The sequence below is a fragment of the Mesorhizobium sp. J428 genome, from assembly GCF_024699925.1.
Taxonomy (GTDB): Bacteria; Pseudomonadota; Alphaproteobacteria; order Rhizobiales; family Rhizobiaceae; genus Mesorhizobium_A.
In genome coordinates this window covers 62,979-76,348 of sequence record NZ_JAJOMX010000004.1, presented here as the reverse complement: position 1 = coordinate 76,348, position 13,370 = coordinate 62,979, and the positions used below count along the sequence as shown (strand labels likewise).

Annotated in this window: 12 protein-coding genes and 2 pseudogenes; 1 reads left to right on the top strand and 13 read right to left on the bottom strand. The window is 60.7% G+C overall.

Annotated elements, in window-relative coordinates; translation table 11 throughout:
* Positions 1–24 precede the first annotated feature (24 nt).
* Positions 25–708, top strand: a pseudogene (locus tag LRS09_RS27825) (transposase).
* A 193-nt stretch (positions 709–901) separates the two neighbouring features.
* Here LRS09_RS27825 and LRS09_RS27820 read toward each other — a convergent pair.
* The 13 genes and pseudogenes from LRS09_RS27820 to LRS09_RS27760 all read right to left on the bottom strand — a co-directional run bounded on the left by LRS09_RS27820 (position 902) and on the right by LRS09_RS27760 (position 13,332).
* Positions 902–1,828 carry an electron transfer flavoprotein subunit alpha/FixB family protein gene (locus LRS09_RS27820; protein WP_257810483.1) on the bottom strand — a complete coding sequence of 309 codons (927 nt, stop codon included), beginning with the start codon at positions 1,826–1,828 and terminating at the stop codon, positions 902–904.
* Positions 1,828–2,586 carry an electron transfer flavoprotein subunit beta/FixA family protein gene (locus tag LRS09_RS27815; RefSeq protein ID WP_257810482.1) on the bottom strand — a complete coding sequence of 253 codons (759 nt, stop codon included), beginning with the start codon at positions 2,584–2,586 and terminating at the stop codon, positions 1,828–1,830. The genes LRS09_RS27820 and LRS09_RS27815 overlap by 1 nt, the downstream gene beginning before the upstream one ends.
* A 41-nt stretch (positions 2,587–2,627) precedes the next feature.
* Complete coding sequence (locus tag LRS09_RS27810; protein WP_257810481.1) at positions 2,628–3,410, bottom strand: enoyl-CoA hydratase/isomerase family protein; 783 nt, start codon at positions 3,408–3,410, stop codon at positions 2,628–2,630.
* A gap of 13 nt (positions 3,411–3,423) precedes the next feature.
* The gene (locus LRS09_RS27805; RefSeq protein ID WP_257810480.1) at positions 3,424–4,206 is read right to left on the bottom strand and encodes an enoyl-CoA hydratase-related protein; all 783 of its coding nucleotides are present in this window, start codon (positions 4,204–4,206) and stop codon (positions 3,424–3,426) included.
* Between the two features lie 86 nt (positions 4,207–4,292).
* Positions 4,293–4,664, bottom strand: a complete 372-nt coding sequence (locus tag LRS09_RS27800) for a hypothetical protein (protein WP_257810479.1) — start codon at positions 4,662–4,664, stop codon at positions 4,293–4,295.
* 37 nt (positions 4,665–4,701) lie between these two features.
* Positions 4,702–5,544, bottom strand: coding sequence for an ABC transporter substrate-binding protein (locus LRS09_RS27795; protein ID WP_257810478.1), 843 nt, complete (start codon positions 5,542–5,544; stop codon positions 4,702–4,704).
* Positions 5,545–5,645: 101 nt separating this feature from the next.
* Positions 5,646–6,893 (bottom strand): ABC transporter substrate-binding protein, encoded by a 1,248-nt coding sequence (locus LRS09_RS27790; RefSeq protein WP_257810477.1) that lies wholly within the window; start codon positions 6,891–6,893, stop codon positions 5,646–5,648.
* 33 nt (positions 6,894–6,926) lie between these two features.
* Positions 6,927–7,624: pseudogene (locus LRS09_RS27785) on the bottom strand (ABC transporter ATP-binding protein).
* Between the two features lie 127 nt (positions 7,625–7,751).
* Positions 7,752–8,858, bottom strand: a complete 1,107-nt coding sequence (locus tag LRS09_RS27780) for a branched-chain amino acid ABC transporter permease (protein WP_252913179.1) — start codon at positions 8,856–8,858, stop codon at positions 7,752–7,754.
* Positions 8,830–9,582 (bottom strand): branched-chain amino acid ABC transporter permease, encoded by a 753-nt coding sequence (locus LRS09_RS27775; protein ID WP_257810636.1) that lies wholly within the window; start codon positions 9,580–9,582, stop codon positions 8,830–8,832. Before LRS09_RS27775 ends, LRS09_RS27780 begins: the two co-directional genes overlap by 29 nt.
* Positions 9,583–9,761: 179 nt before the next feature.
* Positions 9,762–11,639 (bottom strand): long-chain fatty acid--CoA ligase, encoded by a 1,878-nt coding sequence (locus LRS09_RS27770; protein ID WP_257810476.1) that lies wholly within the window; start codon positions 11,637–11,639, stop codon positions 9,762–9,764.
* Positions 11,632–12,450 carry an ABC transporter ATP-binding protein gene (locus LRS09_RS27765; RefSeq protein ID WP_244649507.1) on the bottom strand — a complete coding sequence of 273 codons (819 nt, stop codon included), beginning with the start codon at positions 12,448–12,450 and terminating at the stop codon, positions 11,632–11,634. Before LRS09_RS27765 ends, LRS09_RS27770 begins: the two co-directional genes overlap by 8 nt.
* Positions 12,451–12,477: 27 nt before the next feature.
* Positions 12,478–13,332 carry an SDR family oxidoreductase gene (locus LRS09_RS27760; RefSeq protein ID WP_173194942.1) on the bottom strand — a complete coding sequence of 285 codons (855 nt, stop codon included), beginning with the start codon at positions 13,330–13,332 and terminating at the stop codon, positions 12,478–12,480.
* Positions 13,333–13,370: the final 38 nt, after the last annotated feature.

Here is a 13,370-nt window from a genome sequence, read left to right as displayed (position 1 = left end):
TGTTGATGGCGGATGGGGGTTCGAATGAGGAGCGCGCCGGGTTTCTTCGATTTCGACGATCGGCTGCGGAGGCTGAGCGACCTCGGCGACCAGCTCGAGGCCTACGGCCGAGTGGTGGATTTCGAATCCTTCAGGCCCGAACTGGAAAGGGCGCTTGCCTATTCGAGCGGAACCCATGGGGGCCGCCCGCCCTACGATCCGGTGATGATGCTGAAGGTGCTGGTGATCTAGACCGCCAACAACCTGTCGGACGAGCGCACCGAGTTCCTGATCAACGACCGGCTGTCCTTCATGCGGTTCCTTTCGGACCGGGTTCCCGACGCACGCACGATCTGGTTGTTCCGGGAGAGACTGACGAAGGCCGGCGCCATCAATGCGCTGTTCGAGCGCTTCGACGCCATGCTGCGAGATGCCGGCTACAGGTCGGCGGCCAACGAGGCCTTCATGGAGAAGAACGGCTTCGTCAGCCGGGTCCACCGCAAGAAACCGAAAGGCCGGCCCATGCCCGAAACCATCCGCCGCGCCAACAATCTCAAATCGAAGGTCCGCTCCCGCGTCGAGCATGTCTTCGGCGAGCAGAAGAGCCGCATGGGGCTGTTCATCCGAACCATCGGCATCGCGCGAGCCACGACGAAGATCGGGATGGCCAACATGGTCTTCAACATGAAACGCCTGATCCACCTACAGCGCGTTGCCGCCGTCACGTGAAGCCCGTCACCGGAAGTCCATGTCCAGCGCGCTGATGGGCCAACAAGGCCATCAGCCGCCGCCGAACCAGCCCTTCCGCGCGTCAACGTGGGCCGATCCAGCCTCAATCAGGGCTTTGGTAGAAGTGTCCAGCTTCCAAAAAGACGGCTAGTTCAGGCGAGCTCCTGGACTAAGACAGAGGGCAGTCCGCGTCTCAGAGCTTTTCGATCAGCTCGGGTACGGCTTGGAAGAGGTCAGCCACAAGGCCGTAGTCGGCGATCTGGAAGATCGGGGCGTCCGGATCCTTGTTGACTGCGACGATGATCTTCGAATCCTTCATCCCTGCAAGGTGCTGGATCGCCCCGGAAATGCCCACTGCAACATAGAGCTCGGGCGCCACGACTTTGCCGGTCTGGCCGACTTGCCAGTCGTTCGGCGCGAAGCCCGCGTCGACTGCGGCCCGCGAGGCGCCCACTGCTGCGCCGAGCTTGTCGGCCAGCTTCTCGATCAGGGCGAAATCTCCCTGCGAGCCGACGCCGCGGCCGCCAGAGACTACGACCCCGGCAGAGGTCAGTTCGGGGCGGTCGCTTTCGGCCACCTTGTCCTCTACCCATTCCGACAGGCCCGGATCGCCGGGCACATCTACGGTCTCCACCTTGGCCGGGCCGCCCTTGCCGGCGGCCTTGAAGGCCGAGGTTCGGAGGGTCACGACCTTCTTGGCGTCCTTCGATCTCACCGTCTGGATTGCGTTGCCGGCATAGATCGGGCGCTCGAACGTTTCAGCATCGACAACGCCCGAGACATCAGAGATCACCATCACGTCCAGCAGCGCGGCCACCCGCGGCATCACGTTCTTGGCGTCGGTGGTGGCCGGGGCCATTATATGCGAATAGTCGCCCGCGAGGCTTACGATCATTGCCGCAGTCGGCTCGGCCAGGCGGTGGCTCAGCGCCGGATGCTCGGCCACCAGAACCTTCGCCACGCCCTCGATCGTCGCGGCTGCCTCGCCGGCGGCTGCCGCCGAAGCCCCGGCGCAGAGCACGGTGACCTCGCCCAGCACCTTGGCGGCATTCACCGCCTTGGCGGTGGGGTCCAGCGCCAGTTCGCCGTCATTTACTTCGCCCAGCAGAAGAACAGCCATCACACCAACCCCCTCTCTTTGAGTTTCGCCACCAGCGTATCGACATCCGGCACGATCTCGCCAGCCTGGCGTGTTTCCGGCTCGGCCGTCTTCACCACTTCGAGCCGCGGGCTCACGTCGACGCCGTAATCCGCCGCCGTCTTCTCGTCGAGTGGCTTCTTCTTGGCCTTCATGATGTTCGGCAGCGAAGCGTAGCGGGGTTGGTTGAGGCGCAAATCGACCGTCACGATCGCCGGCAGCTTGACCTTGACGGTCTGCAGCCCGCCGTCGACCTCGCGCGTCACCACGGCGCTGCCGCCCTCGACCTTCACTTCCGAGGCGAAGGTCGCCTGGCTCCAGCCCAGCAGCGCCGAGAGCATCTGCCCGGTGGCATTCATATCGTTATCGATCGCCTGCTTGCCGGCGAGCACCAGGTTCGGCTGCTCCTCGTCGATCACCGCCTTCAGGATCTTCGCCACCGCCAGGGGCTCGATGTCCTGATGCACATCTGCGGCCGCCACAATCAGGATCGCGCGGTCCGCCCCCATCGCCAGCGCCGTTCTCAGCGTCTCCTGCGCCTGCTTCACCCCGATCGAAACTGCTACGACCTCGTCCGCCGTCCTCGCTTCCTTCAGACGGATCGCCTCCTCAACCGCAATCTCGTCGAAAGGGTTCATAGACATCTTCACATTCGCGAGATCGACACCGCTCCCATCCGCTTTCACGCGAACCTTCACGTTGTAGTCGATCACGCGTTTGACGGGCACGAGCACCTTCATCGGCGTTTCTCCTATGACTGTTTGAACGTCTTTGGCCGCAATCAGCAGTCCTTGAACCGTGGCGGCCGCTTTTCTTGGAAGGCGTTCATGGCCTCGGGAAAATCATGGGCGCAAAGCAGCACGCTTTGCGCATCGCGCTCGATCTCCAGAGCCTCGAGGTAGGAGCATTCGGCAGCCGCCCGCATGACACGCTTGGTTGTCTGCATGCCGAAGGCGGGGTGGGCGGCGATCTCTCGCGCGATCTCGATTGCCCGGTTTTCGACCTCGCCGGCCGGGACGCATTCCTCGACTACACGCAGCTCGCGAGCCGTTCGTCCGTCGATCTCGCGGCCGGTAAGCACCAGCATCCGGGCCACCCCAGCCCCGGCGCGCTGCTGAAGGAGCCAGCTCGACCCGGTGTCGGGGCAGCCGCCGACCTTGGCAAAGACCTCGCAGAGGCGCGCATCCTCGGCAGCCACGACGATATCGGCCGACAGCGCCAGGCTTAGCCCCGCGCCATAGGCGATTCCATTCACCGCAGCGATGAGTGGCTTCTTGAATTGATAGGCGGCACGACCGCCGTCGTGGACCATGTCGACCATCTGCGAGGTGGCGCGGGCGCCTTTGGCGATCTCGGCGCGGAAGCCGACAAGATCGCCGCCGCTTGAGAAATGCTCGCCGCCGGTCATCACCACGGCACGTATCGCATCGTCCATCTCGGCCTGACGCAGATTGGCGATGAGCGCCTCGACGAATGCAATGCTGTAAGGGTTGCGCCGTTCCGGGCAGAGAAAGCGCAAAACGCCCACAGGCCCATCACGATCAAGCCGCATCAATTCGCCCATGCCTCTCTCTCCTTTACCGGCCTTGCCAGACGGGCGCGCGTTTTTCGGCAAAGGCCCGCGGGCCCTCGATGGCATCCTGGCTGGCATAGACCACTTCGTGCAGGCGCTTACCCTCTTCCAGCCCGGCGGCGCAGCCCAGATCCATGGTCGCGCGCACACTGCCCTTCGCAGCTACTACCGAAAGCGGTGCGGCACTGGCGATCCGACGTGCGAGGTCGCGGGCCCGTTCGCGAACCAGATCAGGCGTGTCTTCAAGATAATTGGTGAAGCCGTAACCGTGCAGCCGCTCGATCGGCATGAGATCGCCGGTCAGAACGATTTCCATCAGGACAGGCTGCGGCAGCATCCACAGCGCCGGCGCTGCCCAGGGCGAGCCGCGTCCGATCTTGACTTCGGTGATCCCGATTTTGGTTCCTTTGAGTCCGACCCGCAAATCGCAGTTCAGCGCCAGCATCATCCCACCAGCCATCAAGGAGCCGGTCATGGCAGCTATGATCGGCTTGCGACAGGCGCGCATCGTGTCGTGAAAGGGGTCGCGCATCTTGCTGAGGATGTCGACGCCCTCATTTCGCGCGATCTCTGCCGCCTCCTTGAGGTCTAGCCCGGCGCTAAAGACGCCGCAATCAGCCGAGGTCAGGATCGCAACGCTGACCGTATCGTCGCCCTCGATCCGCTCCCATGCATCGACCAATCCGTTGGCGGCGGCGACCGAGAGCGCGTTCTTGCGGTCGGGCCGGTTGATAGTGACGATGGCCACGCCACCTTCGACGGATACTTCGATGGGGCTGCTTTCCATTTCTCGATCCCTCGCAGACTGACCTTGCACGACTGGGAACCGGCTTATGCCTGCGGGTCACTCCGACCCGCAGGCACGCCGTCAAATCACTCGACGGTAAATTTCGACGAGCTTTCCTTGATCACTTCCCACACCACGTCGGTGTAGTCCGCGCTCCAATCCGTGAGCGGCACCCAGGTCGAACCATCCCACTGCTCGACGCGGGTCTTACCGCCGCCTCCATGGTCTTTCGCGGTCACGGTGATCGGCGACATCACACCATTTCCGTCGAAATTCTCAATGGACTCATATCCTTCCTTCATCCTTTCGGCATTCAGCGGCCAGCCGTGTTTTTCGATCGCAATGCGGGCAGCTTCGAACCCAGTGGCATAGATAGCTAACCCGGTGTTGTAATAGACGTCGCGGACGAGCGATTCCGGACCACTGCCTTCACCCTTGGCATACAAGGTCTCGAGCATTGTCTTGACCAGAGGAACTTCTTGGCCACCCGCCACGTTAGTACCCCCGCAAGATGCCTTTGGCTGCATCGGCTCCGATATTCTTGATGTCAACTTCGTTCAGCCAGTTCACCGAAAGATAGCGATCAATCGGAAATCCGTTCCGTTTCATCTCCTTCGAAGCCACGACGTGACCGCCGGCCAGGATCCAGCTGATCATGTAATCAGGCTTGTCACGCCGAATCTGAGTCCAGGCGCTCGCCTGGTCGCTGCCGGGCAGTGGCACTGGATAGAGTTTGAGTTCGAAGCCTTCTTCCTCCGAGAGGGTCTTGAGAATCTCGATCGGCTCCTGACCGAAAGGATAGTCTAGATAGATGAAGCCGATCTTGGCTTCGCTCAGATCACCTCCCAACTGATCCTTAATGAAGGCCACGTCATTGGCCGCCTGCTGCCAATAGGTCGGACCGACCGGGAAAATCCACTTGAACACATCGCCATCCACAGCGTCGCCGCGGCCGACGAAGGATTGCATGACGATGTTGCCGTCCTTCATCGCACGTGGCAGAGCGGCATTGGTCACGGGCGTCGAGAGGAAGTTGAAAATGAAGACGCCCTCTCGCTTGAGCTGTTCGTAGCATTCGACACCGCGCTGCGGCTCGTTGCCGTGGTCGCGCACGATAATTTCGACTGGATGACCTTCTATGCCGCCGTCGTCGTTTGTGTATTTGGCCAGATCCTGCGCAGCCTGCGCCACCTGCGGTGAGATGAAGGTGTAGGATTTGCTCAGATCAAAGCAAAGGCCGAAGCGGATCGGCTCCTTGTCTTGTGCCGCGGCTGTCTGGATTGCCAGTCCCAGCGCCGCTGCCAGTACAGCGGCAGTCACTCTATTGAATATAGTCATGTCGAACCTCCCTGTTGCATATCGCTTCCTCATTGACTGCCCACTCCGCGGGGCCCGGCTTCACAGGCCCCACGGACGGTGCGGCTTGCACCTGCTTCACATCAATTGCCGTCGAACTTCGACGAACTCTCCTTAACAACCTCCCAGACGACATCCTGATAGGCGGCAATCCAGTCGGTCTGCGGCACCCAAGTGGCCCCGTCCCACATTTCGATGCGCGTGCGACCTCCGCCGCCATGATCCTCCGCCGTCACCGTGATCGGCGCCATCAGGCCATTTGCGTCAAATTTCTCGATCGCCTCTAGCCCGGCTTTGTATGACTCGGCAGTGATCGGATGGCCGTGCAGCAAAGCCGCCTGACGAGCAGCTTCGAACACGATCGAATACATCGCAAGGCCGGTATTGTAGAAAACATCCAGCGTCTTTTCGACCGGGCCGTTACCTTTGCCCTTGTCATAAAGCTCGGTCATGATTTCCTTGTAGAGTGGGATGTCCTGACCGCCCACGACATTCGTACCGCGCTTGAGCCCCTTCGCCGCCGCCGCGCCGATATTGGAGATATCCACCTCGTTGAGCCAGTTGACGGCGATGTACTTCTCCATTGGGATACCGTTACGCTTCATTTCCTTTGACGCAACCACGTGCGCACCGCCAAGCATCCAGCTGATGATATGGTCAGGCTTATCTCGGCGCACTTTGGACCAGACGCTCGCCTGGTCGCTGCCAGGCAACGGAACCGGATAGAGGACCAGGTCGAATCCTTCCTTACCCGACAGTGTTTTAAGGATCTCGATCGGCTCCTGCCCGAAGGGATAATCGAAGTAGACGAAGCCCACCTTTACATCCGAAAGATCTCCGTCGTGCAGCTGCTTGATATAGGCGATGTCGTTGGCCGCCTGGCCCCAGTAGGTCGGTCCGACAGGATAGACCCAGTTGAACACGGTGCCGTCGACAGCGTCGCCTCGCCCGACAAGCGATTGCATCAGGATGCGCTGGTCCTTCATTGCGCGCGGCAAGATCGCCAGTGAAACCGGTGTGGACAGCGTGTCGAAAACGAACACACCCTCGCGGCTGAGCTTGCTGTAGCATTCGATCCCGCGCTGCGGCTCATTGCCGTGGTCGCGCACGATCACCTCGACCTGTGCCCCATCGATTCCGCCTTTCATGTTGACGAGATCGGCAAGATCGAGCGCCGCCTGCGAGACCTGTGGCGTAGCGAAAGTATAGGCCTTGCTCAGATCGTAGCAAACGCCGATCCTGAATGGCTCGGGATCCGCCGCCTTGGCGGATTCCGATAGGAGGCCTGCGGCGAGCAAGGCCAAAGCCAGTGTTCTTCCAATCGACTGCATATTCTCCTCCCGGTCTCGTTTGGAACAATCGAGTCAGCTCAGCCAGCGTTTGCGCCGACTGTAATGTTTGATGTCGTGGAAATTCGTTCCCGAACCTCCCCCCAGATAGAATTCCTGAATGTCTGAATTCGCTTTCAATGCCTGGGCCGTGTCGTGCATGACAACGCGGCCATTCTCGATCAGATACCCGTCCGAGACGATCTCCAGCGCCGCGAGTGCATTCTGCTCGACCAGCAAAACAGACAACTTCTCTTCCTCGTTGACCTTCTTGATGATGCTGAAGATCTCGGCCACCAGGAAAGGAGCCAAGCCTAGACTCGGTTCATCGAGCATCAGAAGACGGGGCTGGGTCATCAATGCTCGACCAATCGCCAGCATCTGCTGCTCGCCGCCTGAGAGATATCCCGCCTGGGAGTTCTTCCGTTCAGCGAGGCGCGGAAAGCTACGTAGATTCTCTGCTTTTCCGTTTTGAGTGTGGCGCGATTCATCGAAATCGGTGCAGCCGCTTCGAGGTTCTCGTCGGGCGTCAGATGTTCGAAAACTCGACGGCCTTCGATCACATGGCAAATCCCAATCTCTACACGTCGCTGCGCAGGAACACCGGTGATCACTGCGCCGTCGAAGCTGATCTCGCCGCGGTTGACGCGGCCGCGCTCGGCCTTGAGAAGGCCGCTGATCGCCTTTAACGTCGTGCTCTTTCCGGCCCCGTTGGACCCAAGCAGCGCTACCATTCCTCCTTTTGGAATCTGGATGGAGACCCCCTTGATCGCCAACATGACGTTGTCATACAGGACCTCTACACTGTTCATCGACAGGATGTTTTCTGCTTCTTTGTCGGGAGCGTGGGTCATCTCCGGCCTATTTCTTGAATTGATCAAAGGGCCACACCCTCAGGTAGTCCCGGATGTTGCTATAAAGCTTGCCCAATCCCAGCGGCTCGATCATCAGGATGATGATGATGATCGCTCCGTAGACCGCGTTCGGAATGTGGGCCAGCGATTCGACATTCAGTTGAAGCCCCAGTGCTCCGGCGCCTTCTGCCACGAGGCCATTGACGACGCCCGGCACCAGCAGGATCAACGCGACACCAAAATAGGTGCCGATGATACTGCCGAGGCCGCCAACGATCACCATAGCCAGAACCTGGATCGACACGGCGACCGAGAACTGTTCGGGCGCGGCCAGAAAAAAGAACGTAGCGACAAGGATCGCTCCACTGACTCCGCCGATGAAGGAGGAGGTCGCGAACGCAACAATCTTGTAGTAGAAGCTGTTGACTCCGAGAATGGCCGCCGCATAGTCCTTCTCGCGGACTGCCACCAGCGCACGACCCAGACCGGTACGGCGCAGATTCAGCATAAAAATGGTGACAAGCAGACACCAGCCGAAGGCGACATAATACAGGCCTGTATCCGACGTAATCCGCTGGCCCAGAAGTGCAAATGTGGGCGCCTGCAGCGAAGCGTGCGAGCCACCCGAGATCGCCGGCGAATGGGTCAGCACCCAGTCCATGACGAACTGCATCGCCAGTGTGGTCAAGGCCAGATAGAGGCCCTTCACCCGCAGGGCCGCGAAGGCGAACAGGCTGCCGATGACCGAGGCGGAAATCCCACCGATCAGGAGCGCGAATTCCCAGGGCAAGCCGTACCTGGCCGCGTGAACAGCCGAATATGCGCCGACGGCCATCACCGCCGCATAGCCGAGGTGCAGTTGGCCGGCCCAACCCGTCACCAGGTTGAGCCCGAGCGCCGCTGCCGTCCAAACAAGCCAAGGCAACATATAGCTGTTGAGGTACAGCGACCCGACAAGGAACGGAGCTGCCAGGCCGAGCGCCAGGAAGAACAGTGCGAGATTCCTGTCGGCTGGAATCTTGTAGAGCCGACTGTCGGATACGTAGCTGGTATGATGGATACCAGATAGCCGGTAAAACATCGCGTCAAACCCTTTCGATGTCTTGACGGCCAAACAGACCGTGCGGCCGAAGCATGACAGTGAGGATGAGCACCGCTGCCACGATCAGGTCGCGGCTGCCACCGCCCACGAACGGATCCAGATAGGCGGACCCCACATTCTCGATGATGCCGAGAATGATCCCCGCGAGCACCGCGCCAAAGATGCTGTCCAGCCCGCCTAGAACGGCTACCGTCAATCCCTTGAGCAGCAAGAGCGACAGCGACTGGTCGACGCCCTGAACCTCGCCCCATATGACGCCTGCCGCCACCGCAACGATCGAAGCCAGTCCCCAGGACAGGCCAACCCCACGCTCGACAGATATGCCGACGGACCATGAGGCCATGTAATCGTCGGCTATTGCGCGCAGGCGGATACCCTGTCGGCTGCGGAAGAACAGGACGAAGACCACAAACAAAACGAGGGCTACAACAGCGCCAACCAAATGGATGCGGCTGATCAGAACGTCGCCAATGAAAAGCGGATCATAGCCGACGCCTAGTTCGACCGAGCGCGACGTACCGCCCCAGATAGCAAGCGTCGTGCCGCGCAGAAAGATGTCAATCCCGAGCGTCATCATGAGGATCATCACGATCGGTCGGCCAGCGAGCCGGCGCAGCGCAACCCGCTCGATCCCCATACCGAAACCGAACATGGCGACGGCAGCCACGGGGATTGCCACCCAGAGCGGAAGCCCTATGTCGCGAGCTAGCGCCAGCACAACGTACGCTCCCACCATGGTGAGCCCGCCCTGCGCGAGGTTTGGCACGGAAGAGGCTTTGTAGATCAGTGCCCAGGCCGATCGCGAACAACGAGTAGAGCAACCCTGTGAGAGCTCCGTTCGCCGCTAGCTCAGCCAAGAAAACTAGTTCCATCTAAACCTCCCTGACAGGGAGGGTGCGGTCGACCCTTCCCGTCTCACCCGTCTCGTAGGTCACGACGGCGCTGACGTGGACGTGCTTTGATCCGTCGTAAAGCGCCGCGATCACGTTCTGGTAGCGGTCTTCCACCACCGTTCGGCGCAGCTTGCGCGTGCGCGTGATCTCTCCGTCGTCGGGATCGAATTCCTTGTGCAGGCTGACGAACCTTTTGAGCCGCAGAGGCTCCGGGAGGACTTTGTTTACCCGCAGGAATGCCTCGCTCAGAAGCGCGGCCACCTCTTCGCGCTGAGACAGATCGGCATAGGACACATAGGGGCACGCCGTTCACTTCGGCCCAGTGGCCGACGGCATCGAAATCGATGCACACCATTGCCGTTAATTCGTGTCGGCCTGCGCCCACCACGGCCGCGTCCTTTATGTATGGACTGAACTTCAGGCGGTTCTCGATGTAATTTGGCACATAGCGCTCTCCGGCTTTTGTGTGCATCACTTCTGAAACGCGGCCAAGCACCACGAGATTGCCATCGTCTTCGAGGTAGCCGGCATCGCCTGAACGCAACCAGCCAGCGGAAAGCGTCTCGGCCGAAGCTTCGGGCTTGTTATAGTATCCGGCGAAAACGCTATCCGACTTCAGGAGGATTTCGCCATTGTCGGCGATCTTCACCTCGACCCCCGGGGCAACCTTGCCCACGGTGTGGAGCCGCACCTCATCAGGCGCCTGGATCGCGTTGATGGCACTGTTCTCCGTCTGACCATACAGTTGGCGCAGCTTGATGCCGAGCGCCCGGTAGAATACGAAGGTGTCCTCTCCGATCGCCTCACCGCCGGTGAAGGCGTTCTTGAGACGGTGCATGCCGAACTGGTCCTTGATCGGCCCGAAGATCAGAATCTCGCCGATGAAACGGCCGATACCTTCCAAAGCGCCAGCGCTCATGCCGTTGAGCTTGCGACGCTCGGCTGCCATGGCCCGTTCGATGAACAAGTGATAAAGCCACTTCTTCAGCGGCGTCGAATTCTCGATGCCTACCTGAATGGTGGTCAGGATGTTGTCCCAGCTGCGCGGTGCGGCCAGATAGAATGTCGGCGCGATTTCTCGCATATCACGCAGCACGGTTTCCTGTCGTTCGGGCACGTTGACGGTGAAGCGCAGCAGAAGCGCGGCGGCTACCGTGATCGCATAATCGCCCACCCAGGCCATCGGCAGATAGGCCAGCACCTGCTCTCCGAAGTCGAAGGCCCCGGCGGCATGGCCGTTCCGCGCCGCCGCCAACACGTTCTTCTGGCTCAGCACGACGCCCTTGGGCTTGTCCGTCGTGCCCGACGAATGCAGGAACACCGCCGGATCGTCGGGCTTGGCCCGGCCGAGCAGATTCTCGCGCAGCCCCGGCTCACCGTTGAGACGATGGCTGCCGCTCTCGACGAGATGCTCCCATGACATCAGTCCGGCCGCCTTGTAGAAGCCGAGGCCCCGGCCGTCGTCATACACGATGTACTTCAACTGCGCGGCCCCGGCGTCACGCAGTTCCAAAATCTTGTCCACCTGCTCCTGGTCCTCGGCGAGAGCGGCTACGACGTTCGCCTCGTCCGCGAAATGCTGGAGCTCTTCGAGTGTGGTGCCCGGATAGGCGGGCATTGCGTAAACTCCGAGCGTGGCCAGCGCCAGCATTCCGCAATAGAGGCGTACACGATTGTCGCCGAGAATGAGCACCGCGTCCCCCGGCTTCAGGCCGAGCCCGTCGAGGCCGGCCGCGCAGGCCAGCACCTCTTCCGTGTATTGAGCCCAGGTGGTTGCCTTCCAAATCCCACGCTCTTTTTCCCGCAATGCGATGTCGCTGCCGTGTTCGGACGCGTTCCGCATCAGAACCGAGGCAATGGTTTCACCCGCGACCGTCGGGCTTTGTGTGGTCTCAGCCATGGGCGCCCCCGATATACGCCTCAACGACCCGGGGATCCTTGACGACCTCCTTCGGAATCCCGCTGGCGATCATCTCGCCATAATTGAGCGCCAGCATCCGGTCGCAGATACCGGTAATGACGTCCATGTGGTGCTCGATCAGCAGCACGCTTATGCCCCGTTCAGCTCTCGCGTCGAGAATAAAACGGGCCATGTACCCCTTCTCCTCTTGGTTCATGCCGGCCATGGGCTCGTCGAGAATGAGAAGATGGGGCTCGGCGACCAGTGCCCGTGCCAGTTCCACACGCTTCTTGAGCCCGATTGGAATCCCGTCCACAAGCTCGTTGCGGATGCTTTCGAGCTGGAGGAATTCGATCACCTCCTCTACCACTTCGCGGTTCCTGATCTCGCTCGGTCGCGCCACCCACCAATACAGCGCAGTGGGAAGAACTCCGGGCTTCATGTGGATGTGGCGCCCCAAGAGAATGTTCTCGAGCACGCTCATGCCGTTGAAAAGCGCAAGGTTCTGAAAGGTCCGGGCGACGCCGAGCTTGGCCACCTTGTGAGGCGCGGTGCCCGTGATGTCCTTGCCATCGAGACATATCGAGCCTTTGTTCGGCGGATAGAACCCGGTGATCGCATTTGTCACCGTCGTCTTCCCGCTCCCGTTCGGTCCGACGAGGCCAAATATTTCGCCCTTATGAATACTGAGGTCCACGCCGCTAACGGCAACAATACCGCCGAATCGACGCTCGATTCCGCGACACTCCAATACGGGAGGAGCTTTGGCGTGTTGTTGCTCTCGGGTGTAATTGTTTGTCATTTCATTCATATCGCCGTCGAAGCTCTTGTTCTGGTATCACGCGATACGGAAATAGTCGGGCCGGCCCGTCGGCCAGGGATCGCCCCACAGCTGCTGCCCGCCGTCCACGGTCAACACTTCGCCGGTAATGAACTTGCCGGAAGGCGCAGCCAAATAGACTACCGCCTCGGCGACATCCCATTCGTCTCCGGCGTGGCGCATCGGGTTCGACTCCTCAAACGTCGCCGCCCCCTCCTCGGGATATCGCGCAAACCCGGTGCTTTCGCAGCATCCCGGCGCCACGCAATTGACGCGGATATTGTGCGGCGCCCATTCGACGGCCACCGATTTGGACAGGTAGATGACCCCGGCGCGCGCAGCACAGCTATGCGCGATACCAGGCATCCCGCGCCAGATATCCGCGACAATGCTCACGATGGCACCAGGACGCTTGGCCTTGACCCAGTTTCGGGCCGCGGCCTGCATCATCCACCAGGTGCCATTGAGGTTGGTGTCGATGACGGCGTTCCAGCCCTTCGGCGCATATTCAAGGGCGGGCTGCGGAAACTGTCCACCCGCATTGTTTACCAGAATGTCGAACCCGCCGAAATGATCGCCCACGCCATCCACGAAATTCTGTACCTGTTCGGGATTCCGGATGGTCATGGGACGAGCCAGCACCTGCCCGCCAAAGCCACGCAGGAACTTTGCGGCTTCTTCGAGCTTTTCCTCGTTCCGCCCGTTGATGGCCAGATCAGCCCCGAGACGGGCGAACAGGGTGGCGATCGCCAGGCCCAGCCCGCCTCCCGCGCCGGTCACGACAATGGTTTTTCCCGAGAACAGCCCATCAACATAGACCGTTGGATGATCGCGCAGTCGTTCACGGGAAAACCCGTAACCGGCTTCCGGCATTGACGTTCCTCCCAAAGCGGATCGGACTGTTGTCCTTG

What these genes read in the sequence shown, in the direction of transcription:
- LRS09_RS27820 (WP_257810483.1), bottom strand. Translation starts at nt 1,828, where the DNA reads ATGGCTGTTCTTCTGCTGGGCGAAGTAAATGACGGCGAACTGGCGCTG.
- LRS09_RS27760 (WP_173194942.1), bottom strand. Translation starts at nt 13,332, where the DNA reads ATGCCGGAAGCCGGTTACGGGTTTTCCCGTGAACGACTGCGCGATCAT.
- LRS09_RS27795 (WP_257810478.1), bottom strand. Translation starts at nt 5,544, where the DNA reads ATGACTATATTCAATAGAGTGACTGCCGCTGTACTGGCAGCGGCGCTG.
- LRS09_RS27810 (WP_257810481.1), bottom strand. Translation starts at nt 3,410, where the DNA reads ATGGGCGAATTGATGCGGCTTGATCGTGATGGGCCTGTGGGCGTTTTG.
- LRS09_RS27800 (WP_257810479.1), bottom strand. Translation starts at nt 4,664, where the DNA reads ATGCTCGAGACCTTGTATGCCAAGGGTGAAGGCAGTGGTCCGGAATCG.
- LRS09_RS27765 (WP_244649507.1), bottom strand. Translation starts at nt 12,450, where the DNA reads ATGAATGAAATGACAAACAATTACACCCGAGAGCAACAACACGCCAAA.
- LRS09_RS27790 (WP_257810477.1), bottom strand. Translation starts at nt 6,893, where the DNA reads ATGCAGTCGATTGGAAGAACACTGGCTTTGGCCTTGCTCGCCGCAGGC.
- LRS09_RS27805 (WP_257810480.1), bottom strand. Translation starts at nt 4,206, where the DNA reads ATGGAAAGCAGCCCCATCGAAGTATCCGTCGAAGGTGGCGTGGCCATC.
- LRS09_RS27770 (WP_257810476.1), bottom strand. Translation starts at nt 11,639, where the DNA reads ATGGCTGAGACCACACAAAGCCCGACGGTCGCGGGTGAAACCATTGCC.
- LRS09_RS27815 (WP_257810482.1), bottom strand. Translation starts at nt 2,586, where the DNA reads ATGAAGGTGCTCGTGCCCGTCAAACGCGTGATCGACTACAACGTGAAG.
- LRS09_RS27775 (WP_257810636.1), bottom strand. Translation starts at nt 9,582, where the DNA reads ATGGTGGGAGCGTACGTTGTGCTGGCGCTAGCTCGCGACATAGGGCTT.